This is a genomic window from Micromonospora thermarum (genome assembly GCF_012034245.1).
In the GTDB taxonomy this organism is placed as follows: Bacteria; Actinomycetota; Actinomycetes; order Mycobacteriales; family Micromonosporaceae; genus Micromonospora; species Micromonospora thermarum.
In genome coordinates this window covers 38760-64345 of record NZ_JAATEO010000025.1, presented here as the reverse complement: position 1 = coordinate 64345, position 25586 = coordinate 38760, and the positions used below count along the sequence as shown (strand labels likewise).

The window sequence follows — 25586 nt, the reverse complement described above, 5'->3', positions numbered from 1 at the left end:
GTCCGGCGGGGACGGCGGCGGAGCCGCCGCCGTCCCCGCCGGCCAGCGGCAGTGTGCGGCACCCGGCGGACCGGGTGCCGGGGAATGACGCCTTACCTGGAGGGTGGGACGATGACGGCACGTGTCCCGATCGGAATCGTCATGAACGGCGTGACCGGGCGGATGGGCTACCGGCAGCACCTGGTGCGGTCGCTGCTGGCGATCCGCGAGCAGGGCGGCGTACCGCTGCGCGGCGGGGGCCGGCTCTGGCCGGAACTCGTCCTGGTCGGGCGCAACGAGGCCAAGCTGAGGGACGTCGCGGCCCAGCACGGGCTGACGGACTGGACGACGGACCTGGGCGCCGCGCTGGCCCGACCGGACGTCTCGATCTACTTCGACGCCCAGGTCACCAGCGAACGGGAGAAGGCGATCGGCCTCGCCATCGAGGCGGGCAAGCACATCTACACCGAGAAGCCGACCGCCACCACCCTCTCCGGCGCGGTCGACCTGGCCCGTGCCGCCGACGCGGCCGGCGTACGGCACGGGGTCGTACAGGACAAGCTCTTCCTGCCGGGCCTGCGCAAGCTCGACCGACTCGTGCGGGGCGGCTTCTTCGGCCGGATCCTGTCGGTGCGCGGCGAGTTCGGCTACTGGGTCTTCGAGGGGGACTGGCAGGAGGCCCAGCGTCCCAGCTGGAACTACCGGGCGGCCGACGGCGGCGGCATCGTGGTCGACATGTTCCCGCACTGGCACTACGTGCTGGAGCAGATCTTCGCCCCGGTGCGGGCGGTCACCGCGCACATCGCGACGCACATCCCGCGGCGGTGGGACGAGGACGGCCAGCCCTACGACGCGACCGCCGACGACGCCGCGTACGGCATCTTCGAACTCGACGGAGGCATCGTCGCGCAGATCAACTCGTCCTGGGCCGTCCGGGTCAACCGGGACGAGCTGGTCGAGTTCCAGGTCGACGGCACCGAGGGCAGCGCCGTCGCCGGCCTGCGCCGCTGCCGCGTCCAGCACCGGTCCACCACCCCGAAGCCGGTCTGGAATCCGGACCTGCCGTCCACCGACGACTTCCGCTCCCAGTGGCAGGAGGTGCCGGACAACGACGTGTACGACAACGGCTTCAAGGCGCAGTGGGAGATGTTCCTGCGGCACGTCGCCGAGGACGCCCCGTACACCTGGGACCTGTGGGCCGGCGCGCGGGGCGTGCAGCTGGCCGAGCTGGGCCTGCAGTCGGCGCGCGAGGGCCGGCGCGTCGAGGTGACGGAGCTGGGGTCGTGAGCGCGTCGGTCACCCTGCCCGACGGGCCGCTCACCCTGTCCGGCGCCGGCCGCGAGCACGGCACGCCCGGCGCCCGCTTCACCAGCCGCGTCGCGTACGCCGCCGCGCACGTCGTCGCCGACCCACGTGCGGAGAACGTCCCGGGCACGCCGGCGGTGGTGGACTGGGACGCGACGCTGGCCTTCCGGCGGCACCTGTGGTCATACGGGTTCGGCGTCGCCGAGGCCATGGACACCGCGCAGCGGGGCATGGGCCTGGACTACCCGACGGCACGCGAGCTCGTCCGCCGGTCGGCGGAGGCGGCCCGCGCCGAGGGCGGCGCGATCTGCGCCGGTGTCGCCACCGACCAGCTGCCGCCCGGCCCGGCCACCCTCGACGAGATCCGCAAGGCGTACGCCGAGCAGCTCGCCGACGTGCAGGACGCCGGCGCCCGGCCGGTGCTGATGTGCAGCCGGCACCTGGCCGCGGCCGCCCCGTCCGCCGAGGACTACCTCGACATCTACGGCCGACTGCTGGCCGAGGCGGACGGCCCGGTGGTGCTGCACTGGCTCGGCCCGGCCTTCGACCCGGCCCTGGCCGGCTACTGGGGTGCCGCCGACCCGGCGCGCGCCGCCGACACCGTGGTGGCGCTGATCAGCGCGCACCACACCAAGGTGGACGGCATCAAGCTGTCGCTGCTCGACGAGGACTTCGAGGTCGCCCTGCGCCGGCGCCTGCCACCGGGGGTACGCCTCTACACCGGCGACGACTTCAACTACCCGGCCCTGATCCGGGGCGACGGCGAGAGCCACTCCGACGCGCTGCTCGGCGTCCTGGCCGCCATCGCACCGCCGGCCGCGGCGGCGTTCCGGGCGCTCGACGCGGGCGACCCGACCACGTACGACGAGCTGCTCGCACCGACGTTGCCGCTGGCCCGGCACCTGTTCGGCGCGCCGACCTTCTACTACAAGACCGGGATCGTCTTCCTCGCCTGGCTCGCCGGCCACCAGGACCACTTCACCATGGTCGGCGGCCTCCAGTCCGGACGGTCACCGGCGCACCTGGGCCGGCTGCTCCGGCTCGCCGACGCCGCCGGTCTGCTGCCCGACGCCGAGCTGGCGGCCCACCGGGCCCGGGCGTTCATGACCACGGTGGGGGTGGCGCAGTGAAGCGGTTCGCGCTCAACTCGGCCACCACCAAGCGGTGGCCGCTGCCGGAGCTCGTGGCCGGCTGCGCCGACGCCGGGGTCACCGGGGTGGGGCTGTGGCGCGAGGACCTGGCGGCGTACGGGGTCGAGGAGGCGGGCGCGCTGGTACGGGACGCCGGCCTGACCGTCACCTCGCTGTGCCGCGGCGGCTTCTTCGAGGCCCCCGGCTGGCTGGACGAGAACCGGCGGGCGATCGACGAGGCGGCGGCGGTGGGGGCACCCGTGCTGGTCCTGGTCTCCGGCGGCCTGCCCGCCGGCAGCCGCGACATCGACGGCGCGCGGGCGCACGTACGGGACGCGATCGGCGAGCTGGTGCCGCACTCCGTCGCCGCCGGGGTCCGGCTCGCCGTGGAGCCGCTGCATCCGATGTTCTGTTCCGACCGGTGCGTGGTGGCCAGTCTCGGTCAGGCACTCGACCTGGCCGCGCCGTACCCCGCGGAGGCGGTGGGCGTCGTGGTCGACACGTACCACCTGTGGTGGGACGACCAGGTGTGGGCGCAGATCGACCGGGCCGGGCGGGAGGGACGGATCGCCTGCTTCCAGGTCGCCGACTGGGTGACGCCGCTGCCGGCGGGCGTGCTGCTCGGCCGGGGGTTGCCCGGCACCGGCTGCGTCGAGCTGCGCCGCTTCCGGGAGGCCGTGGACGCCGCCGGCTACACCGGCCCGGTGGAGGTGGAGGTCTTCGCCGAGGCGGTGTGGGCGCGGCCGGGCCGCGAGGTGCTCGACGAGGCGATCGCCGGCTACCTCACCCACGTGGCCTGACCGGGGTCGGTGCGGTCAGGCCACGCCCACCACGGAGGTCGCCGTCCCGGCCTCCGGGGCCCGGGGCCCGGGGAGTACGTGCGGTCGGGATCGGGTGCCGGCCCGGTCGGGCGGGCCGACTCGTCCCAGACCCGCTCGTCGCTGCGGCGCACGCCGTCGTCCGGCGTCGGTACGACGGAGAAGGCGCTCCGGCCGACGGACGCGGGCCGGCTGGCCGCGAGCCGCGGTCCGGTCGCCGGCGCGGCCTCCGCCGGGCGTGGCCCGGCCGTGGTTCCCGGGTCGGCCGGTCCCGCACCGGAGGCGGTCGGCCCGGCGGCGGAGTCGGCGCGCTCGGCGGCAGCGGAGGAGGCGCGCTCGGTGGCGACCAATTCGCGGACGGCGGGCGCCACCTCGGCGGCGAACCGGCGCAGGTCGTCGGGGTCGTCGCTGCCGAGGATGAACGTGCTGATCCCGTCGGTCAGGGCGAGGTCGGCCAGTTCCTCGGCCCACTGCTCGGCGGGGCCGTGCAGGGGCCCGCGGCCGACGGTGGCGAACCGCCCGTTGACGTTGAGCAGCCGTCGGACGTCGGCCGGCGACCGACCGGCCTCCCGGGCGGCGTCGTCGATGATGGGCCGGCGGAAGCCGTGACGCCGACCCGGTGCGCCGGCGGGTCGCCGTCCCGTTCCCGGACCCGTCAGGAGGCCTGCTCGTCGGCCCGGTCCCGGGCCGGGAACGCCAGGGCGAGCGTGAGGTCGAGCACCGTGGCGGGGTCGTGCAGGCGGTCCCCGTACAGCTCGCGGAGCTTGCCCATCCGGTAGCGCACGGTCTGCGGGTGCACGAACAGGTCGGCGGCGACGTCGTCGCGGCGGCCGTGGTGCAGCAGCCAGGAGCGCAGCGTCTCGGCGAGCCGCTCGGCCGTGGTCGGCGGCAGCGCCGCCAGCGGGGCCAGCACCCGGGCGCGCAGGTCCGCGAGGCCCTCCGGGTCCATGCCGAGAAGCAGTTCGGCGAGGTGCGCCTCGGTGTCCAGCGGCGGCCCGTCGTCGGCCGGGAGCAGCCCGAGCGCCAGGGCGCGGGTGGCCCGCTGCCAGGAGTACGTCACCCGCATCCACGGCCGCGCCGGGCCGAGCACGGCGCGGCGGCCGTGCAGCGTCCGGGCGACCTGCCGTCGCCGGTCGCCGTGCGCGTCGGGGACGAGCAGCACGGCCAGCTCCTCGCCGGCCGCGGCGCCGGGCAGGTCGTCGCCGCTCTCCAGGGTGTGCGCCGGCAGGAGCGCGAGCGCCGCGCGCAGGTTGGCCCGGGGGAGGAGTACGACGGTGAGCGTCTGGGGCGGCGGCCAGTCGGCCCGTTCGGCGCTGCGTAGCAGCACGTCCTCGGCCGCGCCGGTGACCAGTTGCTGGGCGAGACGTTCCAGGTTGCGCCGGCGGGCCCGGCCGGCGCTGGCCAGCTCGTCGGCGTGCCCGGCGACGCTGGCGGCGGACAGCTCGTCGATGTAGGCGAACATCAGCTCGGCGAACTCGGCGACGGTCCCCGCCGGCAGCCCGCCGCGCACCGCGATGGTGGACATCTCCCGCCAGGAGACCCGCGCTCCCACCCGGTACGCGGCCAGCAGCGCGTCCATGCTCCGCCCCGAGCCGGCCTCACCGCTGCCCAGGGCGTACGCGGCCTCCAGCGCGGGGACCAGGGGCGTGCTCGGGTCCGCGGCGTGGGAGCGTTCGAGCAGTTGCAGGAAATTGCCGAGCGCGATCTGCACCGCGGCTTCGATCTTGTCCCGCATCTGGCCGGTCAGGGTGCCGGAGTAGCTGGGCACCTCGGCGGTGATCGCGGTGACGGTCCGCTCGGCGAGCAGGGGCAACCGGTCGCGCAGGGCGCCGGCCACCCGCTCGTCGAGATCGAGACCGGCTGCGCGTCGGGTCGCCTCGGACCGGTCCGCCACGATTGTTCCTCCCGCACAAATCGACGGGCCCGGTTCACCTTCGCGGGCCAAGAGTTTATGCCATTGTGCCGCGACCATCGGGATATGACCACCACCGTTCCGCGCCCACCCGCGACGGCGTCCCTGCGGCGCCGGTTCCTGCGGCTCGCCGCGGCGGTCACCACCCCGCTGCTGCCCGACGACTACCTCGACCTGGTCGCCCCGCTACGCTCCGGTGCCGACCTGCGGGGCCGGATCCTCGCGGTACGACCGGAGACCCGGGACGCGGCGACGGTGGTCGTGCAGCCGGGGCGCGACTGGCGGGGGCACGTCCCCGGGCAGTACGTCCGCCTCGGCGTGGACGTCGACGGCGTACGGCAGTGGCGGGCGTACTCGGTGACCTCGGCCCTCGGCGGCCGCCGCGACCCGTTCGCGATCACCGTGAAGGCGATCCCGGACGGGGTGGTCAGCAACCACCTCGTCCGGCGGGTCCGGCCCGGCACGATCGTGCAGCTCGACCAGGCGACGGGCGACTTCGTCCTGCCCACGCCGGTGCCGACGCGCGTGCTGTTCGTGACCGCGGGCAGCGGGATCACGCCGGTCATGGGGATGCTGCGCAGCGGCGCCCTCGCTGGAGCCGACGTCACGCTCGTGCACTCCGCGCCGACACCGGCGGACGTGATCTTCGGCGCGGAGCTGCGGGACCGCGCCGCGGCCGGGGCGCTGCGGCTGGTGGAGCGGCACACCGACCACGACGGCGTACTCACCACCGCCGACCTGGCCGACCTGGTGCCGGACCACCTCGATCGGCAGACCTGGGCGTGCGGGCCGGTCGGGCTGCTCGACGCCCTGGAGGCCCACTGGGCCGCCACCGGCCACGCGGAGCGCCTGCACACCGAGCGGTTCCGGCCGACCGTCATCTCGCCCGGCGAGGGCGGCACCGTCACCTTCGGCCGGGCCGGCGTGACCGTGACCGCCGACGGCGCCACGCCGCTGCTCGACGCCGGTGAGACGGCCGGTGTGCTCATGCCCTCGGGCTGCCGGATGGGCATCTGCTTCGGCTGCGTCCTTCCGCTGCGGCAGGGCGCGGTTCGCGACCTGCGCAACGGGGCACTCACCACCGCGGTCCCCGGCGACGGCGTCCTCATCCAGACCTGCGTGTCGGCGGCGGCCGGCCCCTGCGACATCGACCACTGACCGGAGTGCCCACGTGACCGTCATCCAGCGCAAGCCCGTCAACCCGATCGCCCACCTCACCGCCGAGGACATCGAGGTCATCGGGAAGGAACTCGACGCGATCCGGGACCGGGTCCTCGCCGACCGGGGCGAGCGGGACGCCCGGTACATCCGGCGGGTCATCAAGACCCAGCGGAGCCTGGAACTGTCCAGCCGGGCGGTGCTCCTGTTCTCGCTCTTCCCGCCGGCCTGGGTCGTCGGCACCGTCGGTCTGTCGATCGCCAAGATCCTGGAGAACATGGAGATCGGGCACAACGTCCTGCACGGCCAGTGGGACTGGATGCGCGACCCGAAGATCCACTCGACCACCTGGGAGTGGGACCACGTCTCACCGGCCGACCAGTGGAAGCACTCGCACAACGAACTGCACCACCGCTACACCAACGTGATCGGCAAGGACAACGACCTCGGGTACGGCATCATGCGTGTCGACGAGGACCAGCCCTGGCGCCCGGCCCACCTGGGCCAGCCGCTGTGGAACCTCATCAACGCCTGCTTCTTCGAGTACGGCATCGCCGCGTACGACCTGGAGCTGCGGGGGAACCTCAAGAACGGCCGGCACAAGAGCCCCGAGTTCCGGGCCCGGGCCCGCGCGGTCGGTCGCAAGATCCGCCGTCAGGTGCTCAAGGACTACGTTCTGCACCCGCTGCTGTCCGGCCCGTCCTTCCTCACCACGCTCGCCGCGACGTTCACCGCCAACCTGATCCGCAATCTGTGGAGCCACTCGGTGATCATGTGCGGGCACTTCCCGGAGGGCGTGGAGACCTTCGAGAAGACCTCGATCGAGGGCGAGACGCGCGGCGAGTGGTACCTGCGGCAGATGCTCGGGTCGGCCAACATCAGCGGCAGCCGGCTGATGCACATCATGACCGGCAACCTGTCCCACCAGATCGAGCACCACCTCTTCCCGGACCTGCCGAGCAACCGCTACGGCGAGATCGCCCCGGAGGTGCGGGCGCTCTTCGACCGGTACGGCCTGAAGTACACCACCGGCTCCCTGCCGAAGCAGGTCGCCTCCGCCTGGTGGAAGGTCATCCGGCTGTCCCTGCCCAACCGCAAGCCGCGTGGCCGGGCCGACGACCGTCCGACCCCGGCCCTCGCGGCGACGGGCGCCTGACCGCGTCAGTCCGTGATCGTGACCAGACCTGCCGCCGCTTCGCGTAGACGAACCGGACCAGCATGACCTCCAGCAGCCCGTAGTCGACCTTCGTCAACTCGGGAAAGCCGCGCTTGATTAGTGCGTCCCGCACCTCTCGGAGCAGATCGTCGTTCAGACGCTGGTCGTCGTCACGGTAGGGAACGGGGTAGTTCGGCATCACTCACCTGCCGCCTTACCAGTTTCGATCACCTGCATCTCGCCGTGCCTCCGTTCTGTGGTGACCACATGAGCCCCACTTGTCACTTCGACACTGCAAATAAGGCAAGTGTCGTACTGGCATCGACGGCCATGATCAAAGCCAGGTCTGAGGCAGTCATGACCGCCGACACAACGCATCGCTTCGATCTGGCTCAACAGACGTTGACGTATCGATCCGGCCTCGTGGTTTCGGGGTCGAACGCGGCGGTGACGGCGGAGCCGCCGGTGCCGACCAGGCGGACCGACCGGCTGCCCACGAAGTCCACCCGAAGTCGGCCTTCACGGCCGGATCGCCGACGCAGAACGCCAAGGCCCAGTCCGACTACCGGCTGAGCGGGCCGGCGCGCGGGCGTCGTCGCGGGCGGTCACCGGGCGGCTTCCCGGTGACCGCCGTCGACGGTCCCTGTGGGACGTCACGGGTTGACGAAGTCGCGTACCTGGCCGTAGATGGTGGCGTCGTTTTGCAGGTTCGTGTGCGTCACGCAGGCGGTCCTCGTGTTGGCGGCGCCCGACAGGACCGTGCTGTCCACCGGGTTGATGACGCCGTCGCACGGGGATCGCCAGGTGCCGTACGTGAACGCGCCGGGCGTCTCGTCGCCGGAGTTGAGGCTGGTGAGGAAGGTCGAGCCGATCCGCATCTCGACGCAGGCGGTGCTGAAGCAGGTGTTCGCCGAGCTGGTGCCGTGGTTCGGGCCGCCCAGGGAGACCCAGCGGTCGACCTTGCCGCTGCTGGCGAGGTTCTTCAGGTAGTAGCGGGAGGAGAGCCCGCCCATCGAGTGGGTGATGATGTCCACCTTGCTGGCGCCGGTGGCGCCGAGCAGCTTGTCGACCTCCTGGCTGACCGTCTGCGCCGTGGTGGCGTTGGACTGGCTGGTGTCGTAGGAGAACGCCCGCAGGTGGCTCGACGGCCACCCGTCGGCCTGGAAGCGGCTGATCATCGTGTTCCAGGTGGAGGCGCTGCTGCTCCAGCCGTGTACGAAGAGGATCGGGTTGCTCGACGCCGTGTACGAGGCGGCGTGGACGGGGCTGGGGAGGCCGACGAGGGTCGCTGCGGCGACAGTCAGGGCGAGTGACAATCTTGCCATGATCGATGTCACGGGGGCGGTCCTTCCGGGGGTGCGCGGCCCGCGAGCTGCTCGCTGGCCGCGATTCGGCGCCACGGCGAATCGACGCGGGTTCGGGGGAGGACCCGCGCCGTTCCGAGGGTGCGCGAATGTTACCGGCGGGTTGCCTTCGCATGTCAATATCTCGATTGGCCTGCGGGCGTCCCTGCTCCGGGCCCTGGTGGCCGTACCGGCGAACCGGCCTCCGCCTCCTCACCGACGGCGAGGGGGCGGTCAGGTGGGCGGTCGGCGAACCGTCCGGAGGCAGCGTTCGACGACGTGACCGGCCGGCGTGGGGCCGTCGCGTCCGTGCTGCGTGGGGTTACCGCGAGGACGGGTGCCGCTCGGCGACGGCGTCGTACAGCTTCTCCAGCCGTCGGGTCTGCTTGTGCAGGTCGAAGCGGTCCTCGACGTGCCGGCGGGCCTGGCCGCCGAGCCGCCGCCGCAGGGCGTCGTCGGCGAGCAGGCGGGCGATGTTGTCGGCGAGCGCGGCCCGGTCGCCCTCGGCGCCGAGCAGGCCGGTCTCGCCGTGCACGACCGCCTCCGGGATGCCGCTGTGGTGCGTCGCCACCACCGGCACGCCGAGGCTCGCCGCCTCCAGGACGGTGGTGGGCAGCCCCTCGGAGTCGCCGTCCGCCGCGGTCCTCGACGGTGCGGCGAGCAGCGCCGACCGCGCCAGGTGACCGGCCGCCACCTCCGGTGGCTGCGCGCCGAGGAAGGTGGCGTCGAGGCCGAGCTGGGCGGCGCGGGCGCGCAGCGCCCCCTCCAGCGGCCCGGTGCCGATGAACAGTGCCCGGGGCCGCCGGGGCCGCAGCAGCCCCAGCGCCTCGACCAGGTCGTCGACGCCCTTCTTCTCGACGAACCGGCCGACGAACGCCACGTTCCACACCGGCGGGGTGGGCGCCGGGAGGGGCGGGACGGGCACGCCGGTGTGGTGCACGCGGACCTTCGCCGGATCCGCGCCGAGGGCGACCGCCCGGTCGCGGATGAACTCGCTGACCGCCACGACGAGCGCCGCCCGGTCGAACGCCACCCGCAGGTTGTGCCGCTGGCGGGCGCCGCGCAGCCCCGGGAGGGCCGGCTGGCGGGTGACGTCCTGGCCGTGCACCGTGACGACCAGCGGAATGCCCAGGTCGGCGGCGGTGCGGCTGATCAGCCACCCGTCGTTGCCGAAGTGGGCGTGCACCAGTGCCGGCCGGAGCCGTCGCAGCAGCCGGGTGAGCCGGGCTGACCGGCCGGTGGCCTTCAGCGCGAGCAGGGCCCGCCGGTCCCGGCCGGTGTCGCCGAACGCGACCACGTCGGTGTCGCGGGTCAGCGTCGACGCGACCCGCACCGCGCCGAGGTAGGTGGCGCGCCAGGCCGTCAGCGCGTCGGCCTGGTTGCGGATGAACGTCTCGGAGCCGGCCAGCAGGTGGCTGCGCCAGATGACGACGTGGGGCACCCGTTCAGCGTGCGGCACGGGTCACGGGTTCCCGGAGTCGGCGGCGGCGAGGTCCGGCGCGGCGGGCCGGGGCGACCCGGCGGCGCCCGGCGGGGTGGACCGGGTCGGGCGGCGACGGCGGTCCAGGATCCGGTCTCGCAGGGCGTGCCGGAGCTGCGGCGGGATCAGCCAGATCTGCAGGTACGTCAGGTAGTCGATGGCACCCGGGCGGCCGTACCGGCGGGCGTCGGCGAGCACGGTCCGGAAGACCCGCGGGTCGCGGGTGGTGGCCGCCATCGAGCCGACGACGCTCAGCGCGACGGCCGCGTACGCCCGTGGGGTGAGCAGGGGGCGGCTGGACCGCAGCCACTCCAGCTGCGCCGCCCAGGGGGAGGAGAGGCTGATCCGCGGCCGGTCCTCGTCCTGGTGCCACAGCACGAGCGGCTCGGGCGCCATCAGCAGCCGTACGTCGTCGTGCGCGAGTGCCCGCAGCGTCCAGTCCAGCTCCTGCTGCCGGCGCAGGCCGACGGTGAACGGGACGCGGCGCAGCAGCTCGGTGGGCGCCATGATCGTCGAGGTCTGGATGAAGCCGTCCCCGTGGAAGAGGCCCCGGCGCACGGTGAGGTACTCGCAGACCGGCTCGCCCGGCTTCGGCAGCCGGCGGGGCAGCACGAACTCGGCGCGCGGGGTGCGGTTCACCAGGCGGCTGGCGACGATCGGGGACGCGACGGTCGCGGTGGCGGCGAGCGCGAGTTGCACCTCCAGCTTGCGAGGCAGCCACTCGTCGTCGTCGTCGAGGAACGCCGTCCAGCGGGCGCGGGCAGCCTGGACGCCGACGTTGCGGGCGTTCGGCGCGCCACCCCGCTGGGGCAGCGGCAGCACGCGCAGGCGCGGGTCGGGGATCGCGGCGAGGGCGGCCTGCGTGTCGGCGTCCGCACCGTCGACCACGACGAGGACCTCGATCTCCGCCACCGACTGGGCGAGGGCGCTGCGGACCGCGCGGCTCACCAGGTCCGGCCGGTCGCACGTCGGGATGACCACGCTGACGTCAGGTGTACGCGACATGAATACCCGCTTACGCATTGATTGCGGTTTCCTCGGGAGCCGGCGAATGGGCGGCATCGGATGCCGGTCGAGGCTTTGCGCATGACCTAACCGGCCTAAGGAAAAACGCCGGTAAGACGTAGATGACCAGAGCGTATACGGCCGGGAATCAGCTCGTGGCCGAACTGTCGAGTGGCGGAAAAGCGCGGCGGTGGAACGATTCCGGTGCCCGAACTGCCGTACACTCGCCGGGCATCCGCTGACGTGAGGAATCGGAGAACAATTCGTGCAGCTCGACGGTGTCACCGCGGCCGGCGGTGGCCGGGTGGTCATGCTCGTGGACAACGGGGTGGACGGCGACTCCCGGGTGCAGAAGGCTGCCCGCTCGGCCGCCGACGCGGGCTGGGACGTCACCCTGCTGGGCTGCGCCGACGTCGAGCGGGAGTGGCGGCTCGGCGACGCACACGTCCGCGTGCTGCCGATGGGCGGCGGGACGCCCGCCGGCGGGCGGCGCACGCTGCGCCAGCGGCTGGTCGCCCGGGGCGGGCCGGTGCTGCGGGTGGCCCGGCTGGCCCGGCGGCCGGTCGAGCACGCCCAGGTCCTCCTGTGGCGTACGGTCTCCGGCGACCGGGCGTGGCGGCGCCTGGAACCGGGGCTGTGGACGTACGAGCGGGTGTTCGGGCCGGTGCTCGACGCCCTGGCGCCGGACCTGATCCACGCCCACGACTTCCGGATGCTCGGCGTGGCCGCGCGCGCGGTGGACCGGGCGCGGGCCGCCGGCCGGGACGTGAAGCTCGTGTGGGACGCGCACGAGTGGCTGCCCGGCGCGAAGCCCCGCCGCGACAACGTGCGCTGGCTGCCGGCCCATCTCGCGTACGTGCGGGAGTACGTGTCGCACACCGACGCGGTGGTGACCGTCTCGGAGGACCTGGCCGACCTGCTCCGGGAGGAGCACCGGCTGGCGGAGCGCCCGACCGTGCTGCTCAACGCCCCGACGTCAGCAGATTCGACGCCGGACGGAGCGGAGGTGCCCGACCTGCGTCACCTCTGCGGGATCGGCCCGCAGACCCCGCTGCTCGTCTACAGCGGCACGCTCACCCAGCAGCGCGGGGTGGCCACCGTGGTCGAGGCGCTGCCCCGGTTGCCCGATGCCCACCTCGCGCTGGTGGTCGCCGACCCGGCCGCGCCGTACGTCCGCCACCTGCGGGCCCTCGCCGACCGGCTCGGCGTGGCGGAGCGGCTGCACCCCGTGCCGTACGTGCCGCACGGACAGGTGAGCGCCTTCCTCAGCGCCGCCGACGTGGGCCTGATCCCGCTCCACCACTGGCCGAACCACGAGATCGCCCTGATCACCAAGTTCTTCGAGTACGCACACGCGCGGCTGCCGGTCGTGGTCAGCGACGTCCGCACGATGGCCGACACCGTCCGCGCGACCGGGCAGGGCGAGGTGTTCCGCGCCCGCGACGCCGCCGACCTGGCCCGCGCGGTGCGGGCCGTGCTCGCCGACCCGCAGCGCTACCGCCAGGTCTACGACGGCCCCGACTCGCCGCTGCCCGGCTGGACGTGGGAGGCGCAGGCCGACCGCCTCGACGCGCTCTACCGCCGGCTGCTGGCCGGTGCCGGGGCGCGCACCCCGGTGGAGGCGCCGTGAGCACGCCCGACGTCAGCGTGGTGGTGCCGGTCTACAACACCATGCCGTACCTGACCGGCTGCCTCGACTCCCTCGTGGGGCAGACGATCGGGCTGGACCGGCTGCAGGTTGTGGCCGTGGACGACGGGTCCACCGACCGCAGCGGCGCCGAACTGGACCGGTTCGCCGCCCGGTACCCCGGCGTGTTCACCGTCATCCACCAGGCCAACTCCGGCGGCCCCGCCGGCCCGTGCAACCGGGCGCTCGACGCCGCCACCGGCCGGTACGTCTTCTTCGTCGGCGCCGACGACCACCTCGGCCCCGAAGCCCTGGAACGGCTGGTCACCGCCGCCGACGAGTGGGGCTCCGACGTCGTGCTCGGCAAGGTGGTCGGCGTCAACAGTCGACACATCTACCAGGACATCTTCGCGGCCAACCAGGTCGACGTGGACCTGTTCGACTCGCCGCTGCCCCGGTCGCTGGCCAACACCAAGCTGTTCCGCCGCGACCTGCTGGAACGGCACCGGATCCGCTACCGGGAGGACCTGCCCCTCGGCAGCGACCTCCCGTTCACGCTGGAGGCGTGCTACCGGGCGCGGCGCATCTCGGTGCTGGCGGACTACGAGTTCTACTACGCCGTCCGCCGGTTCAGCGCCACCAACATCACGTACCTGAGCCGGCACCTCGACCGGCTGCGCACCGTCGAGGCGACCACCGCGTTCGTGGCCGACCTGATCGGCCCCGGCAAGCAGCGGGACGCCGTCATGGCCCGGCGTTTCGACCACGAGATCGCCAAGCTGCTGGAGGACGACCTGCTACGGCTGGACCGCGACACCCAGCAGCGGGTGCACGACGCCATCGGGCGCCTCGTGGCCGCGTACCTCACCGACGACATCGCGGGCGAGTTGAACGCCGAGACGCGCATCCGGCTCGCCCTGACCCGCGACGGCAGCCTCGACGACCTGCTCGCCGTGATCCGCCAGGACGCCCGCACGGGGGTGCCCCCCACGATCGTCGAGGACGGCCGCCGGTACGCCGCCTATCCGGGGTTCCGCGCCGGCGTGCCCGACTCCTGCTTCGACGTCACCACGGCGCCGGACTGGGTCGCGAAGCTGGACGTCACCGGCCTCGGCTGGGAGACCGACCGGCGGGGCGAGCGGGTACTCACCGTGACCGCGACGACGCCCGTGCCGGATCTCCCGCCGCTCAGCGTCAGCGCCGAGGAGATCCTCGCCGACACCGAGACGGTGACCGCCGGCCCGGACGGGACCACGCTGCGGATCCGGTTCCGCGCCGCCGACCTGATCGCCGCGACCCGGCCCACCGGCCAGCGGCGGGCCGTGTCCGCCCAGGTCGGCGAGTTCGACCCGGGGCTCGCCCAGGGTCTGCACCGCGCCACCGGGGCGGGTGGCTCCGCCGCCCTGCGGGCACCCCGACTGCGGGCTACCGCACCGCTGGTGCGCCGGCGCGGCGCCCGGCTGTACGTGATCACGCCGGTCGTCGACGAGTCCGGCCGGCTGATGGTCTCCGTGGTGCCGGTGACCCCGAACCGCGTCCTCGCCCAGGTCCGCCGCAGGGTGAGCCGCCGCCCCCGCTGACCCGACCCGCCAGCTCAGCCGCCCTGCCTGATCACCCATATCCGGACCCCCTCCTCACCGGCCGCCCGCACCTCGAACTCCCGCACCACCCTGCCGAGCGCCCGGACGACGACCTGCCGGTCCCGCTGTACCGCGGGCGCCGCCGGCACGGTCGCGGCGAGCACCAGCTCGTCGGGCTCCATCCCGTCGATCGCCTCCCGGACCCGGTCGGCGGTCACCGCGGCACCGGCAAGCCGGGCAGCGGGCGGTACGAAGAGATCCACCAGCTCCGGCCGTCCCGGGTCGGAACGCGGGGCGCGCACCGGTGGCACTCCGATGCCCTGTTCGACGCCGACGGCCGTCAACGCGTTCAGCAGCGCCAACAGTTCCGGTTCGGTGAGAGCGGGGTCGATGGTGACGTTGACGTCGCCGTGCAGCCCCACCAGGTGCAGCCGTACGTCGCCGGTGGCCGATGTGGAAGCGTCCGGTCGCCGTCCGGGCCGGACACGTTCCGGGTGACGGTGCCCTGAGAGTCCTCCACCACCCAATGGACCTCGTCGGAGTCGTCGCCGTAGTGGTTCACCTAAGTGGTGGCGGCACCCCAGGTCACCTGACGATGGACGCCTCGATGACCTACCTGCGGCAGAGCGTCCCCGGGCGGTGCTCACGGCGGTGCGGTTTGCCGGCGGGGCCGGGTCATGGTTTTGTGCCGGGGTGGCTCACTTGATCCCGAAGAGTTGCCTCAGCCGGGCCTGGACCAGCGGTCTTCCGACAGTGGGGACGTCGTAGTGGCCCGCCCCTTCGAGCACGGCGAGGTTGATGTCGTTGTCGTTGATCAGCATCCTGTTGACGACGTTGTAGGTGATCGTAGCCGGGCTGGTGATGTCCTCGGTCCCGTACAGCCAGAGGATCGACCCCGGCAGTGTCGAGTTTTCAAGCCTGCCCTGGTTCTCCCCGTAGAAACGCCTGTTCTCGGGAAGAGAGCTCGGCGTGTCGCCGCGGATGCCTGGATACGTGGTCAGGCGGTGGGAAGGGGACGCGTCCAGGTAGTTCTGGATGTCCTGCTTGACCAGGGTGTTCAGGTCGTCCAGGCAGGTGCGCCAGTTTTCGCGGTAGAGCTTCAGCATGTTCGGGCCGTAGATCACGGTGGGGTCGATGGCATAGCCTGCGTACCGTTGGGTCCTGGTGAAGTAGATGGTTTCTGCGTTGGCGAAGACGAGCTGTTCGATTTGGTGTTCCGTCGGCGGAAGTCCGGATTGGGAGGCCCTGTCGATGTCGTCCCACAGGATCGTGCTCATGGCGGGCACATCCGGAACCGGGGCCAGGGCGATGGTGCCGCGGTACTCCAGGTCGGGATCCGCCTTCGCGGCCTTGTCGGAGTAGTACGCGGCAGCCAGCGCCGCGAAGCCTCCTTCCGACCATCCGGCCGGCACCCACTGGCCCGACAACCGGTCGCCGAGATATCGCTGCGCGGCCACCGCGGCGAAGATCATGGAGTTTCCTTCGCTGGACAGCTCGTAGTAGCCGTGCCCCTCCGGGACGCCGTCGGCCACCGGGCCCAGCCCTTCGTAGTCCGGAGCGACCACGGCGATGTTCATCTTCAGAATGGCCGCCAGCAGGGCGGCGTTCGGCCCGTCGGCCCACCTGCCGTGTTCCTGGAGTTGGACGCTCGGGGCACACTCGGGTGCCCATCCGACGGTGCCGTGGCCCCAGACCACGAGTGGCCAGCCACCTTCCGGGGGCTGCTGCTCGGGGAGGAACAGCATGGCCGTAGCATTGATCTGTCCTCCCTGGATGCCCGGCATACGGTAGACGATCAGTTCGCCGTCGGCCACGTCGGCGATCACCGAGGGCACATTGCGCAGGGGTGTGGGAGTACCGACCACGTCCCCGTCGGAGGTCGCCTCGGCGATGCCGGTTGGACCGTTGTCGGAACTCCACGACGGGGCGACGGAGCCGGTGCTGAGAAGCGCCGCGACAAGCAGCAGGACCGCGAATCCGCGCCGGTACCGGCCACCGTGTAGCCACAGCATCGTCTGGCGTGTCATGGTAGCCCCTGTCGACGTGGCCCCTTGGCGAGATTCGCGACGGCTGAGGCCCCGAGGACGTTTCCGGCCTCGTCCAGCGCCCTCACCTGGAAGTACGGTCCTCGGCTCCCGGTGGCGATCGCCGTCTCGAACCCGACCCGCGAGGCGTGTCCGACCACCACCGACAGGGAATCCGGGTTGGGGCCGGCCAGCACCTGCCATGCCGCGGTCTGCGTCGAACCGTTCCACGAGGCGTAGACGACGCTCTGCCCACCGTCCGCCCGGACCGCCACGCTCGGGGAGTAGTACGGCGTACCGATCCATTCATCGCGAAAAGCTCGATACGAGATATTGTCGCCCGGCATCTTCGCGTCGTAGAGCAGATTCCGCGCACCGTCATTCTCAGAGTTCCCCGCAGCCGCGTACTCCGAGTAGTACGGGTTCTGCCCCCACCCGACGAACTCGTTGCCGTTCACCAGCGCCTGCGTGTTTCCCTGCGACTGTGAGTACAGCGGGGGTTCGTGGTAGTAGGTCCGTTCGGCGGTCGCGGTGCGGCTGTCGAAGTCGAGACTGAGGATCAAGCCGTGTGACTGCTGCTCGGGTGAGCCACCCGGTTGGTCGCAGCAGCCGTCGTCGAACATGCTGATCCGGTTTCCCGGCCGGAATCGGGCATCGTGTTGCCAGTAGAACTGCGCGTTCTCGCCGAGGGTGAAGTCGCTCTGCTGGCCGCCGAGTTGCCAGAGAACGTCCCCGCTGTTTTTGTCGATGTTGTAGACCGCCCACATATTTCTCATCGAGATCAGTAGTTGGCCGTCGGGGCCCTCGTCGATCGAGTTCACATGGTAGGCGTCCCACACCCCGCCGGACGACGCCGCGTTGGAGACCGGCTCCTCGGAATCGGCCGGGTCCACATGGTCCAGAACGTTCCACGAGAAGATCAGCTTCCCCGTGGCTAGGTCGACCTCCTGGATCTCGCTGTTCAGGATGGCGCCGTTCTCCGGGCCCCCGTACGGCCGCAGATCCAGAGGTTCGGCCCGTGACGCGATGAATAGTGCGGTACCCCGCGGGGTCAGCCGGAAATCGTGCTCGTCCGCGTCGAAGCCGTTCTTCGCCGAAACCGTCTTGAGCAGGCGGTAGTGGGAATCGTAGATGTAGTAGCACCCGCCCGGCTCGGGCGAGCCGCCGGGCAGGTTCGTGTACGTCGGCGGAATGGCGATGGTCCCCTGCCACCAGGTCAGCACCGGCTGCGACGTTCCGGTCTCGGGGTCGTGATAGGCCTGCACCTTGAAGTCGGCGTTCTGCAGGTTGGTGTACGGCAGTGGGCGGAACCACACGGGATCACCGGCGTCGTCGAGGATCAGGGACCCCGTCTGGCCGACCACCGTCTCCAAGCTGTACGGGGCGACGAAGATCTGACCGGCAGCCGTACCCGGTTTCCGTGTTGTCACGGTGACCCGCATCGGATGCAGGTCCGGCTCGGACACAAAACTCCACACCTCGCTGCCCGAGGTGATCGGCGCTGAAGTGGTCGTCGCGCCCCCCTCACTGCCCGACGCGGGAGCGGGCTCCGTCGCGCACAACAGCGGGCCCGGTCGTGGAGCAGGATCTGGTGATGGCGGTTCCGGCGGACCGTCGGCCAGCGCAACCCCGCCGGGCCCCGCCCACGCGCTGGCCGCCAACACCAGCGTCAACGCCACTGCCGACGACAGGCGCAACCGGACGCCACCGGGTCGCCGCCGCGCCGGACGGCTTGTCCGCGGTGACGGTTCATTCCCAGCGGAGTCATTCCCAGTCGAGTGCGACACCACTACCACCCCTGTGCCCCGGAAGAAGTTCCGCCGCGAGCGGTGGATCCTCGCGGACAAGACCGGATCCAGATCGGAGCGCCGAGGCAATGCGGCGGACCGGCTGGCCCGACACCGCGCGTTCCCGGTACGGCGACGCGCGGCCCAGCACCTAAGCACGCACCTCCCAGCCATGCCGAGAAGTGACGGCCCTCACGAGAGGATGGATCCGGTGCCTACCGGGCTGAAAATAACATTATTCGGTTATCTCGGGCGGTGGGTTTCCTGGTTTCGCCCGCGTCGGAAGGTGACGACACCGCTGGTCCGGTTCCATGGCTCGCGCGGCCAGCGCGGGGCTGACCGGCGCGGACATCCGCGAGGTCCTGCGCCGGTTGCAGCTCGCCAAGGCGATGCGCGAGGCCACCGGCGGGAGGCCGGCAGGCCCCGTCGACCAGGCCGACCTGCACGCGGCCATCGAGGGCCTGCGGCGCGGCTGAGCGTACGCGGGTCAGCCGGCGAGGAGCCGGGCGCGCACCTCCCGGCGCAGCACCTTGCCGATCTGTGACCGCGGCAGGTCCTCGACCACCACCACCCGCCGCGGCACCTTGTACGCGGTCAGGTGCTGCCGGCACGCCGCGCGGATGCCCGCCTCGTCGGTGGTGCAGTCGGCGTGCAGCACCACCGCGGCGACGACCTCCTCGCTCCCGCCGGCCCCGGGCAAACCCACCGCCGCGGCGTCGAGGACGCCGGGTACCCGCCGCAGGGCCTCCTCCACCTCGGACGGGTAGACGTTGAAGCCACCGGTGATGATGAGCTCCTTGATCCGGTCGACCACCCGGACGAACCCGTCCGGGTCCATCTCGACGACGTCCCCGGTGCGCAGCCAGCCGCCGGGCAGCAGCACCGCCGCCGTCTCGTCCGGCCGCCGCCAGTAGCCGGCGAACACCTGCGGGCCACGGATCAGCAGCTCGCCGGCCGAGCCGGGGGCCCGGTCGTGGGACGGGTCCTCCGGGTCGACGATGCGGATGTCGGTGGACGGGAACGGCACGCCGACCGTGCCGGGCCGACGCGCCGGCGACACCGGGTTGCCCAGCGCCACCGGGGACGTCTCGGTCATCCCGTACCCCTCGACCAGCAGCCCGCCGGTCACCGACTCCCACAGCTCGACCGTGGCCGGGGGCAGCGTCATCGCGCCGGAGATCGCGTACCGGACCGAGGTGAGGTCCACTCCGCGCTCCCGGGCCGCGGTGGCGAGCCTCTCGTAGATCGGTGGCACGGCGGGCAGGAACGTCGGGGGTCGGCGGCGCACCGCGTCGAGGGTCTGGTCCAGGTCGAAGCGGGGGAAGAGCACGAGCGTCGCGCCGATGCTCACCGAGAAGGTGAGGCACAGCGTCAGCCCGTACGCGTGGAACAGCGGCAGCACCGCGTACACCGTCTCGGCGCCGTCCCGCAGGCCCGGCACCCACGCACGGCCCTGCGCGGCGTTGGCGCGGAGGTTGCGGTGCGTGAGGACGGCGCCCTTCGGCGTGCCGGTGGTGCCGCCGGTGTACTGGAGCAGCGCGATGTCGTCCGGCCCGGGCGCGGGGTGGTCGGCGGCCAGTGGGCCGGCGGCGGCCACGATGCGTTCCCAGGACAGCGCGCCCGGCGCGGGCGCGGTCATCGCGGCCCGGGCGGCGCGGACCTTCGGCAGCGGCAGCCGCAGTGCCCAGCGCTTGAGCCGGGGCAGCGCCGCGCTGAGGTCCACCGCGACCACGGTCTCCACGCTGGTGGCGCCGGCCGTGTCGAGCACCAGCGGGGCGACCTTGTCCCAGGCCACGGCGACCCGGGCGCCGTGGTCGGCGAGCTGGTGGGCGAGCTCCTGCTCGGTGTAGAGCGGGTTGTGCTCGACCACCACCGCGCCGAGCCGGAGCACCGCGTAGAAGGCGACGACGTGTTGCGGGCAGTTCGGCAGCACGAGCGCGACCCGGTCGCCCCGGCCGACGCCGAGGCGGCGCAGCGCCTCGGCCGCCCGGGTCACCTGGGCGTCGAGCTCCGCGTACGTGGTGGTGGCGCCGAAGAAGTCCAGTGCGACCCGGGAGCCGAAGCGGCCGGCGGCGGCGCGCAGCAGGTCGACCAGCGAATCCTCCGACGGGGCGATCGTGGCCGGTACGTCCGGGGCGTAGCTGCGCAGCCAGGGCCGCTCGACGCTCAGGTCCATCTCTCCAACCTCCCGGTCCCGCCTTCGCCTACCCCACAGTAACCTACGGTCACGTAGGTACTCCGCGAGGTGCCGCGGACCGCGCCCTCGGTCCCGACCTGGCGGGACGCGCGGGATCGGGGTGGGCTGGCACTCTGGTCGCCGCCCCGCGTCGGGACACCCTCAGACGGCGGTGTGTGCGACGTAGACGGTGTTCGCCGACTCGCCGCCGGTCAGCGGGTTCGCGAAACGGACGACGTGCGGCTCCACCGCCGCGAACACCTGCGCGAGGACCTCGGTGAAGGCGACGTCGGGCGGGTCGTCGGACCAGAGCGCGAACACGCCGTCCGGCCGCAGGCACGCGGCGAGCCGGCGCAGCCCCTCGCGGGTGTAGAAGGCGGCGTGGCTGGGGTGCAGGACGTTGCGCGGCGAGTGGTCGACGTCGAGGAGCACGGCGTCGAACCGCCGCCCCGGATGATCCGGGTCGAGGCCGGCGCCCCCGGCGACGGCGGCGAAGAAGTCCGCGCGGACGAACCGGGTCCGGGGGTCGCCGGCGAGGCCGGCCGCGAACGGCAGCAGGCCCCGCCGGTGCCAGTCCACGACGTCCTCGACCGCCTCCACCACCAGCATCGAGGCGACCCGGTCGTCCTCCAGCACGGTACGGGCGGTGAAACCCAGCCCCAGACCACCGACGACCACGTCGAGGTCGCGCCGGGGCAGCGGAGCGAGACCCAACCGGGCCAGCTCGATCTCCGCGACCGGGAAGAGGCTCGACATGAGGAACTCGTCGTCGAGCTTCACCTCGTACACCTCGACGTCGAGGGCGGGGTCACGGCGCCGGCGCAGGCTGATGGCGCCGATCGGCGTCTCCCGCCAGGCCAACTCCTCGAACCGCGCGCCCACGGGCCGGATGCTACCGGCGGCGCGACGTGGGCGTCCGGCGGCGCGCGGCGGGCGTGCGTGGCCGGCGGGTGCGGGCTCAGCCGTCGTCCGCCGGGCGGACGGCGACCACCACCGTGTCGAGGGCGTCGACCGTCGTGCCGTCGGGGCGGGCGACCGGCCTCCGGGCCGTCTCCGCCCGGACCACCCGCAGGCCGGCGAGGGCGGCGACCACCGCCTCCGGGGTGTGCAGGATCTCCTCGTCCTGCGGACCGCCGGTGCCGCCGGTCAGGTTGGCGCGGTCGTGACCGACGACCACGACCCGGCCGCCCGGGCGGAGCGCGGCTCCCGCGCCGGCCAGCACCCGGGCGATGTCGTCCGGCGGCAGGTGCAGGTAGGCGACCAGGACGACGTCGTACGCCCCGAGCTCCGGCAGCCACGTCGTGACGTCGGCGACGTGCCAGGCCACGGTGACGTTCCGGCTCGCCGCCAGCGTGCGGCCCCGGGCGACGGCGACCGGCGAGAAGTCCACCGCGGTCACCCGCCAGCCCTGCCGGGCCAGCCAGACCGCGTTGCGCCCCTCGCCGGCCGCGAGGTCCAGCGCCCGGCCGGGCGGAAGGTCGGCCGTTTCCTCGACGACGAACCGGTTCGGCTCGGCCGTCCAGACCAGATCCGACGTGGACGCGTACCGCGCGTCCCACTCGTCGCTGTCCATGCCCTGCTCCTCTCCCGCGGTCAGCTTCTCATCGCGCGCCGACCGTTCGGAGGGCGCGGCACACCGCAGGACCGCGTGTGCGACGAGTCCTCGGCAACGGAGGGTCCTCGCGACATCGACGTAGCGCCTATCCTGTGCCCCGACCCCCGCCACCCGAAGGGCTGTCAGCTGTTGCCAGTCGAGTAGGCGTCGGTGTGCGTTTCTGATCTGAAGAGTGGTTTGCGGCGTGGGTGGTGCGTCTTGGCAGGGGTGTGGATCAGTGTCTGTCGGCGTAGTCCTGCGGGGCGAGAGTTGGCCGGGGCGAAGTCGTATCCGGTGGTTAGTGTGCCGGGCGTGGGGCACCGGGATCGGCTGAGCGTCGTGCAGGCGTACCGGTTCGCCCTTGATCTGTCCCCAGCACAGGAGCGGGCGGTGCTGGGCCATGCCGGTGCTGCCCGCACGGCGTACAACTGGGGGCTGGAGCGGGTGAAGGCGGTGCTGAACCAGCGGGCCGCCGAACGCAGCTACGGCATCGGCGACGATCAGCTCACCCCCACGATCGGCTGGTCTCTGCCGGCGCTGCGGCGGTCGTGGAACGCGGCGAAGGACGAGGTGGCGCCGTGGTGGCGGGATTACTCGAAGGAGGCGTACAACACCGGCCTCGATGCGCTGGCACGTGCGTTGAAGAATTGGGCCGACTCCCGTTCGGGTAGGCGGGCCAGCCGGCCGGTCGGGTGTCCCCGGTTCAGGTCCCGCCGCCGTTCGGCCCCGTCGGTGCGGTTCACCACGGGGGCCATCCGGGTGGAGCCGGATCGCAAGCATGTGGTGTTGCCGCGGCTGGGTCGGTTGAGGCTGCACGAGTCGGCCCGCAAGCTGGCCCGCCGGCTGGAGGCCGGCGCCGCACGGTTCCTGTCCGCCACCGTGCGTCGCGACGGTCACCGCTGGTACGTGTCGTTCACCTGCGAGGTCCAGCGTGCGCCACGCACCCCCGCCCGTCCTTGCGCGACGGTAGGCGTTGACCTTGGGGTGAGGCACTTGGCGGTCTTGTCCACCGGCGGACCGGTGCCGAACCCGCGACATCTTGATGCCGCGCTGCGGAAGCTACGCCGGCTCAGCCGTGGCCTGTCCCGCAAGGTGGCGCCGGACCGGCGCACCCGCCGCGATGCATCGATACGGTGGCAGCGGGCGCGCGGCCAACTCGGCCGGGTCCACGCCCGGGTGGCGAACCTGCGCCGTACCGCCACCGCGGACAAGACCGGGACCGTCCCACCGCAAGGTAGGACATCCAATCATGCGCTTACTCCTGCTTCATGAGAGGAAACGGATCCCATGCCGTCGCGGCAGGACCAGCTGCACTCGTACCAGTTCACCGTCCAGCGGGCGGTCGCCGCCCTGGTGATGCGCGAGACCGACCCCGCACAGTCGCCGTTCCGGCGGTTGGCGGGTGCCGGTCTGGCCAGCGTCCTGGTCGCGGTGATCGCCCTGGGCGGTTTCGCCCTGTACGGGTTGTTCGCCGGGGGTGGGACCAAATGGCGTGACGAGGCGGCGGTGATCGTGGAGAAGGAGTCCGGCGCCCGGTTCGTCTACCGCGACCAGCGGCTGCACCCGGTCCTCAACTACGCGTCGGCCCTGCTCATCATCGGGGCGGAGCGGCCCAAGACGGTGCTTGTCTCCCGCCGGTCCATCGCCGGGGTGCCCCGCGGCCTCCCGCTGGGCATCGCCGACGCGCCCGACTCCCTGCCCGCCCCGGGCGGACTGTCGACCGCGCCGTGGACGGTCTGTTCCGTGACCGGCCCAGACGGCGACCGGCCCGAGCCGCGCTCCGCACTCCTGATCGGCGTGGACGCCCCGGGTGGCCGGCCGCTCGGCGACGAGGGCCTGCTCCTGCGCCACCCCGACGGCGGTCTGCACCTGGTCTGGCAGCAGCGCCGGCACGCGATCCGGGACCCCGACCGGGTGCTCGCCGCGCTCGCGGCCACCCCTGCTCGGGCGGTCCCGGTGGCGCCGGCCCTGCTGCACTCGCTGCCCGCCGGCGTCGACCTGACCCCGCCGGCCCTGCCCGGCGAGGGGCGACCCTCGGCGCGGGTCGCCGGGGCCCGCATCGGCGACGTCTACCTGGTCCGCAACTCCGGGGGCGGCCGGCAGTACGCGGTGGTGCTCCGCGACGGCCTCGCGGGCATCACCGAGTTACAGGCCAGCCTGCTGCTGGCGAGCACCGGCCAGGGCGAGCCGGAGCCGATCACGCTGGGGCGCTTCGCCGCGCTGCCCAAGGTCCCCGACCTGACACCGGCCGGCCCGTCGGCCCCGCCGGCCGTACCGCCCCGGCTGGCCGCTCCCGACGGCGGGCTCTGCACGCGCGTCGGCGAGGACGGCGCGGTGGCCGACGTCCGGTACGGGGTCCGGCCGCCCGACCTGGACAGTGCCCTCCGCTCCGGGCCCGCCCCGGCGGAGGGCGGCGTGCTCGCCGACCACGTCGTCGTGGACCCCGGCCGGGGCGCGGTGGTCGAGGCCGTCGCCGCACCTGGGGCGACCGGGGGAGCGGTCTGCGTGGTCACCGACCTCGGCCGGCGGTACGTGCTGGCCGGCGCCGAGGTGCTCGGGATGCTCGGCTACCGCGACGTGCGCCCGCTGCGCCTGCCGGCGAGCCTGGTCAGCCTGGTGCCTCCGGGTGCCACGCTGGACCCGGCCGCCGCCCGGGTGGTCGCCGCCCCGGCGTGACGGGCGGCTCGGGGTGGACGCGGAGATCGTGGACGACCTCGGCGCCCTCGAGCCCGGCCGCGCGCCGGTCCAGCTCCGCGGAGCCGGCGGTGTCGACGCTCGCCGAGGCGACGATGGTGTCGTGTCGACTGGGCGCGTCAGTCGGCCGGGCGGCGGAGGATGGTGACCGCGAAGTCGCTGTCCTCCCGCCAGGGACGCAGGTCCCAGGTGGCGAAGCGGTGCTCGCGGCGCAACCCGGCGGCGGTCGCGTCGTCGTCGAAGTCGGCCAGCCGGTAGCCCCGGTCGAGGCCGAAGCCGACCGCCACCACGCCGTCCGGTCGCAGGTGCGCCGCGATCCGCCGGAGCACCGCCGCTTCGGTGCCCGGCGCGACGAAGGCCATCACGTTGCCGGCCACCACGGCCGCGTCGAACGGTTCCGGTTCCCCGGCGGCGGCCAGGTCGAGGTCGGCCAGGTCGGCGACGAGCCAGCGGGGTCCGGGGTGGTCGGCCCGGGCCGCCTCGATCAGGGCCGGGTCGGCGTCGACGCCGATCACGGTGTGGCCGCGGGCGGCCAGGGCGGCGCCCACCCGGCCGGTGCCGCAGCCGGCGTCGAGGATCCGGGAACCGGGTGGCACCAGGGTGTCGACCAGCCGGGCCTCCCCGGCCAGGTCGACGCCCTCGGCCGCGAGTCGGCGGAACCGGTCGATGTACCACTGCGAGTGCTCCGGACCGGTCTCGGTCACCCACCGCGTCGGCTTCCCCATGGGGCAACGTTAACCGCTCCCCACGCCACCCGATCCACCCTCCGCGATCTTGCACTTTCGGCCCTCATTCTGGGGTCCTTGCGGCTTTTGCCC

The 25586-nt window shown here is 73.0% G+C and carries 21 protein-coding genes; 10 read left to right on the top strand and 11 right to left on the bottom strand.

Features of this window, described 5'->3' with window-relative positions:
- The first annotated feature begins 111 nt into the window (after window positions 1–111).
- Genes HCJ94_RS21620 through HCJ94_RS21610 form a run of 3 tightly spaced genes read left to right on the top strand, consistent with a single transcriptional unit; the run spans window position 112 to window position 3214 of the window.
- Window positions 112–1266, top strand: coding sequence for a Gfo/Idh/MocA family protein (locus HCJ94_RS21620; RefSeq protein ID WP_168002861.1), 1155 nt, complete (start codon window positions 112–114; stop codon window positions 1264–1266).
- Window positions 1263–2414 carry a DUF993 family protein gene (locus HCJ94_RS21615; RefSeq protein ID WP_168002860.1) on the top strand — a complete coding sequence of 384 codons (1152 nt, stop codon included), beginning with the start codon at window positions 1263–1265 and terminating at the stop codon, window positions 2412–2414. The genes HCJ94_RS21620 and HCJ94_RS21615 overlap by 4 nt, the downstream gene beginning before the upstream one ends.
- Complete coding sequence (locus tag HCJ94_RS21610; protein WP_168002859.1) at window positions 2411–3214, top strand: sugar phosphate isomerase/epimerase family protein; 804 nt, start codon at window positions 2411–2413, stop codon at window positions 3212–3214. The genes HCJ94_RS21615 and HCJ94_RS21610 overlap by 4 nt, the downstream gene beginning before the upstream one ends.
- 673 nt (window positions 3215–3887) lie before the next feature.
- On the opposite strand, the gene HCJ94_RS21605 is transcribed toward HCJ94_RS21610, so the two are convergent.
- Window positions 3888–5126: a PucR family transcriptional regulator gene (locus HCJ94_RS21605; RefSeq protein ID WP_168002858.1), complete on the bottom strand. Its 1239-nt coding sequence runs from the start codon at window positions 5124–5126 to the stop codon at window positions 3888–3890.
- 84 nt (window positions 5127–5210) lie between these two features.
- Here HCJ94_RS21605 and HCJ94_RS21600 point away from each other — a divergent pair, with 84 nt between their 5' ends.
- Together HCJ94_RS21600 and HCJ94_RS21595 are read left to right on the top strand one after the other, a co-directional pair.
- Complete coding sequence (locus tag HCJ94_RS21600) at window positions 5211–6302, top strand: ferredoxin reductase (RefSeq protein WP_168002857.1); 1092 nt, start codon at window positions 5211–5213, stop codon at window positions 6300–6302.
- Between the two features lie 13 nt (window positions 6303–6315).
- Window positions 6316–7458 carry a fatty acid desaturase family protein gene (locus HCJ94_RS21595; RefSeq protein ID WP_168002856.1) on the top strand — a complete coding sequence of 381 codons (1143 nt, stop codon included), beginning with the start codon at window positions 6316–6318 and terminating at the stop codon, window positions 7456–7458.
- 653 nt (window positions 7459–8111) lie between these two features.
- On the opposite strand, the gene HCJ94_RS21590 is transcribed toward HCJ94_RS21595, so the two are convergent.
- From HCJ94_RS21590 to HCJ94_RS21580, 3 genes are all read right to left on the bottom strand, one after another.
- Window positions 8112–8795 carry an esterase/lipase family protein gene (locus tag HCJ94_RS21590; RefSeq protein WP_309227370.1) on the bottom strand — a complete coding sequence of 228 codons (684 nt, stop codon included), beginning with the start codon at window positions 8793–8795 and terminating at the stop codon, window positions 8112–8114.
- 328 nt (window positions 8796–9123) lie between these two features.
- Entirely contained in the window at window positions 9124–10242 is a 1119-nt protein-coding gene (locus HCJ94_RS21585; RefSeq protein ID WP_309227369.1) for a glycosyltransferase, read from the bottom strand.
- Window positions 10243–10263: 21 nt separating this feature from the next.
- Window positions 10264–11286 carry a glycosyltransferase family 2 protein gene (locus HCJ94_RS21580; protein ID WP_205801671.1) on the bottom strand — a complete coding sequence of 341 codons (1023 nt, stop codon included), beginning with the start codon at window positions 11284–11286 and terminating at the stop codon, window positions 10264–10266.
- Between the two features lie 310 nt (window positions 11287–11596).
- Here HCJ94_RS21580 and HCJ94_RS21575 point away from each other — a divergent pair, with 310 nt between their 5' ends.
- Window positions 11597–12916, top strand: a complete 1320-nt coding sequence (locus HCJ94_RS21575; protein WP_205801685.1) for a glycosyltransferase family 4 protein — start codon at window positions 11597–11599, stop codon at window positions 12914–12916.
- Window positions 12913–14493 (top strand): glycosyltransferase family 2 protein, encoded by a 1581-nt coding sequence (locus HCJ94_RS21570; RefSeq protein WP_168002852.1) that lies wholly within the window; start codon window positions 12913–12915, stop codon window positions 14491–14493. Before HCJ94_RS21575 ends, HCJ94_RS21570 begins: the two co-directional genes overlap by 4 nt.
- Before the next feature lie 14 nt (window positions 14494–14507).
- On the opposite strand, the gene HCJ94_RS21565 is transcribed toward HCJ94_RS21570, so the two are convergent.
- The 3 genes from HCJ94_RS21565 to HCJ94_RS21555 all read right to left on the bottom strand — a co-directional run bounded on the left by HCJ94_RS21565 (window position 14508) and on the right by HCJ94_RS21555 (window position 17983).
- Entirely contained in the window at window positions 14508–14915 is a 408-nt protein-coding gene (locus HCJ94_RS21565; protein ID WP_168002851.1) for a hypothetical protein, read from the bottom strand.
- A 276-nt stretch (window positions 14916–15191) separates the two neighbouring features.
- The gene (locus tag HCJ94_RS21560; protein ID WP_168002850.1) at window positions 15192–16520 is read right to left on the bottom strand and encodes an alpha/beta hydrolase family protein; all 1329 of its coding nucleotides are present in this window, start codon (window positions 16518–16520) and stop codon (window positions 15192–15194) included.
- On the bottom strand, window positions 16517–17983 hold the full coding sequence (locus tag HCJ94_RS21555; protein ID WP_205801670.1) for an arylsulfotransferase family protein: 1467 nt from the start codon (window positions 17981–17983) through the stop codon (window positions 16517–16519). Before HCJ94_RS21555 ends, HCJ94_RS21560 begins: the two co-directional genes overlap by 4 nt.
- A gap of 632 nt (window positions 17984–18615) precedes the next feature.
- On the opposite strand from HCJ94_RS21555, the gene HCJ94_RS21550 reads away from it, so the two are divergent.
- Complete coding sequence (locus tag HCJ94_RS21550) at window positions 18616–18780, top strand: hypothetical protein (protein ID WP_168002848.1); 165 nt, start codon at window positions 18616–18618, stop codon at window positions 18778–18780.
- Window positions 18781–18791: 11 nt separating this feature from the next.
- Here the strand turns inward: HCJ94_RS21550 and HCJ94_RS21545 are convergent, their stop codons facing one another.
- The 3 genes from HCJ94_RS21545 to HCJ94_RS21535 form a co-directional block, all read right to left on the bottom strand.
- Window positions 18792–20480: a long-chain-fatty-acid--CoA ligase gene (locus tag HCJ94_RS21545; protein WP_168002847.1), complete on the bottom strand. Its 1689-nt coding sequence runs from the start codon at window positions 20478–20480 to the stop codon at window positions 18792–18794.
- Between the two features lie 162 nt (window positions 20481–20642).
- Window positions 20643–21362: a spermine/spermidine synthase domain-containing protein gene (locus HCJ94_RS21540; protein ID WP_168002846.1), complete on the bottom strand. Its 720-nt coding sequence runs from the start codon at window positions 21360–21362 to the stop codon at window positions 20643–20645.
- A 76-nt stretch (window positions 21363–21438) separates the two neighbouring features.
- On the bottom strand, window positions 21439–22053 hold the full coding sequence (locus tag HCJ94_RS21535) for a class I SAM-dependent methyltransferase (protein ID WP_168002845.1): 615 nt from the start codon (window positions 22051–22053) through the stop codon (window positions 21439–21441).
- A gap of 333 nt (window positions 22054–22386) precedes the next feature.
- Here HCJ94_RS21535 and tnpB point away from each other — a divergent pair, with 333 nt between their 5' ends.
- Both tnpB and eccB read left to right on the top strand, forming a co-directional pair.
- On the top strand, window positions 22387–23346 hold the full coding sequence (tnpB, locus tag HCJ94_RS21530; protein ID WP_168002844.1) for an IS607 family element RNA-guided endonuclease TnpB: 960 nt from the start codon (window positions 22387–22389) through the stop codon (window positions 23344–23346).
- Between the two features lie 15 nt (window positions 23347–23361).
- On the top strand, window positions 23362–24750 hold the full coding sequence (gene eccB, locus HCJ94_RS21525) for a type VII secretion protein EccB (protein ID WP_168002843.1): 1389 nt from the start codon (window positions 23362–23364) through the stop codon (window positions 24748–24750).
- 137 nt (window positions 24751–24887) lie between these two features.
- On the opposite strand, the gene HCJ94_RS21520 is transcribed toward eccB, so the two are convergent.
- Window positions 24888–25493, bottom strand: a complete 606-nt coding sequence (locus tag HCJ94_RS21520; protein ID WP_168002842.1) for a class I SAM-dependent methyltransferase — start codon at window positions 25491–25493, stop codon at window positions 24888–24890.
- Window positions 25494–25586: the final 93 nt, after the last annotated feature.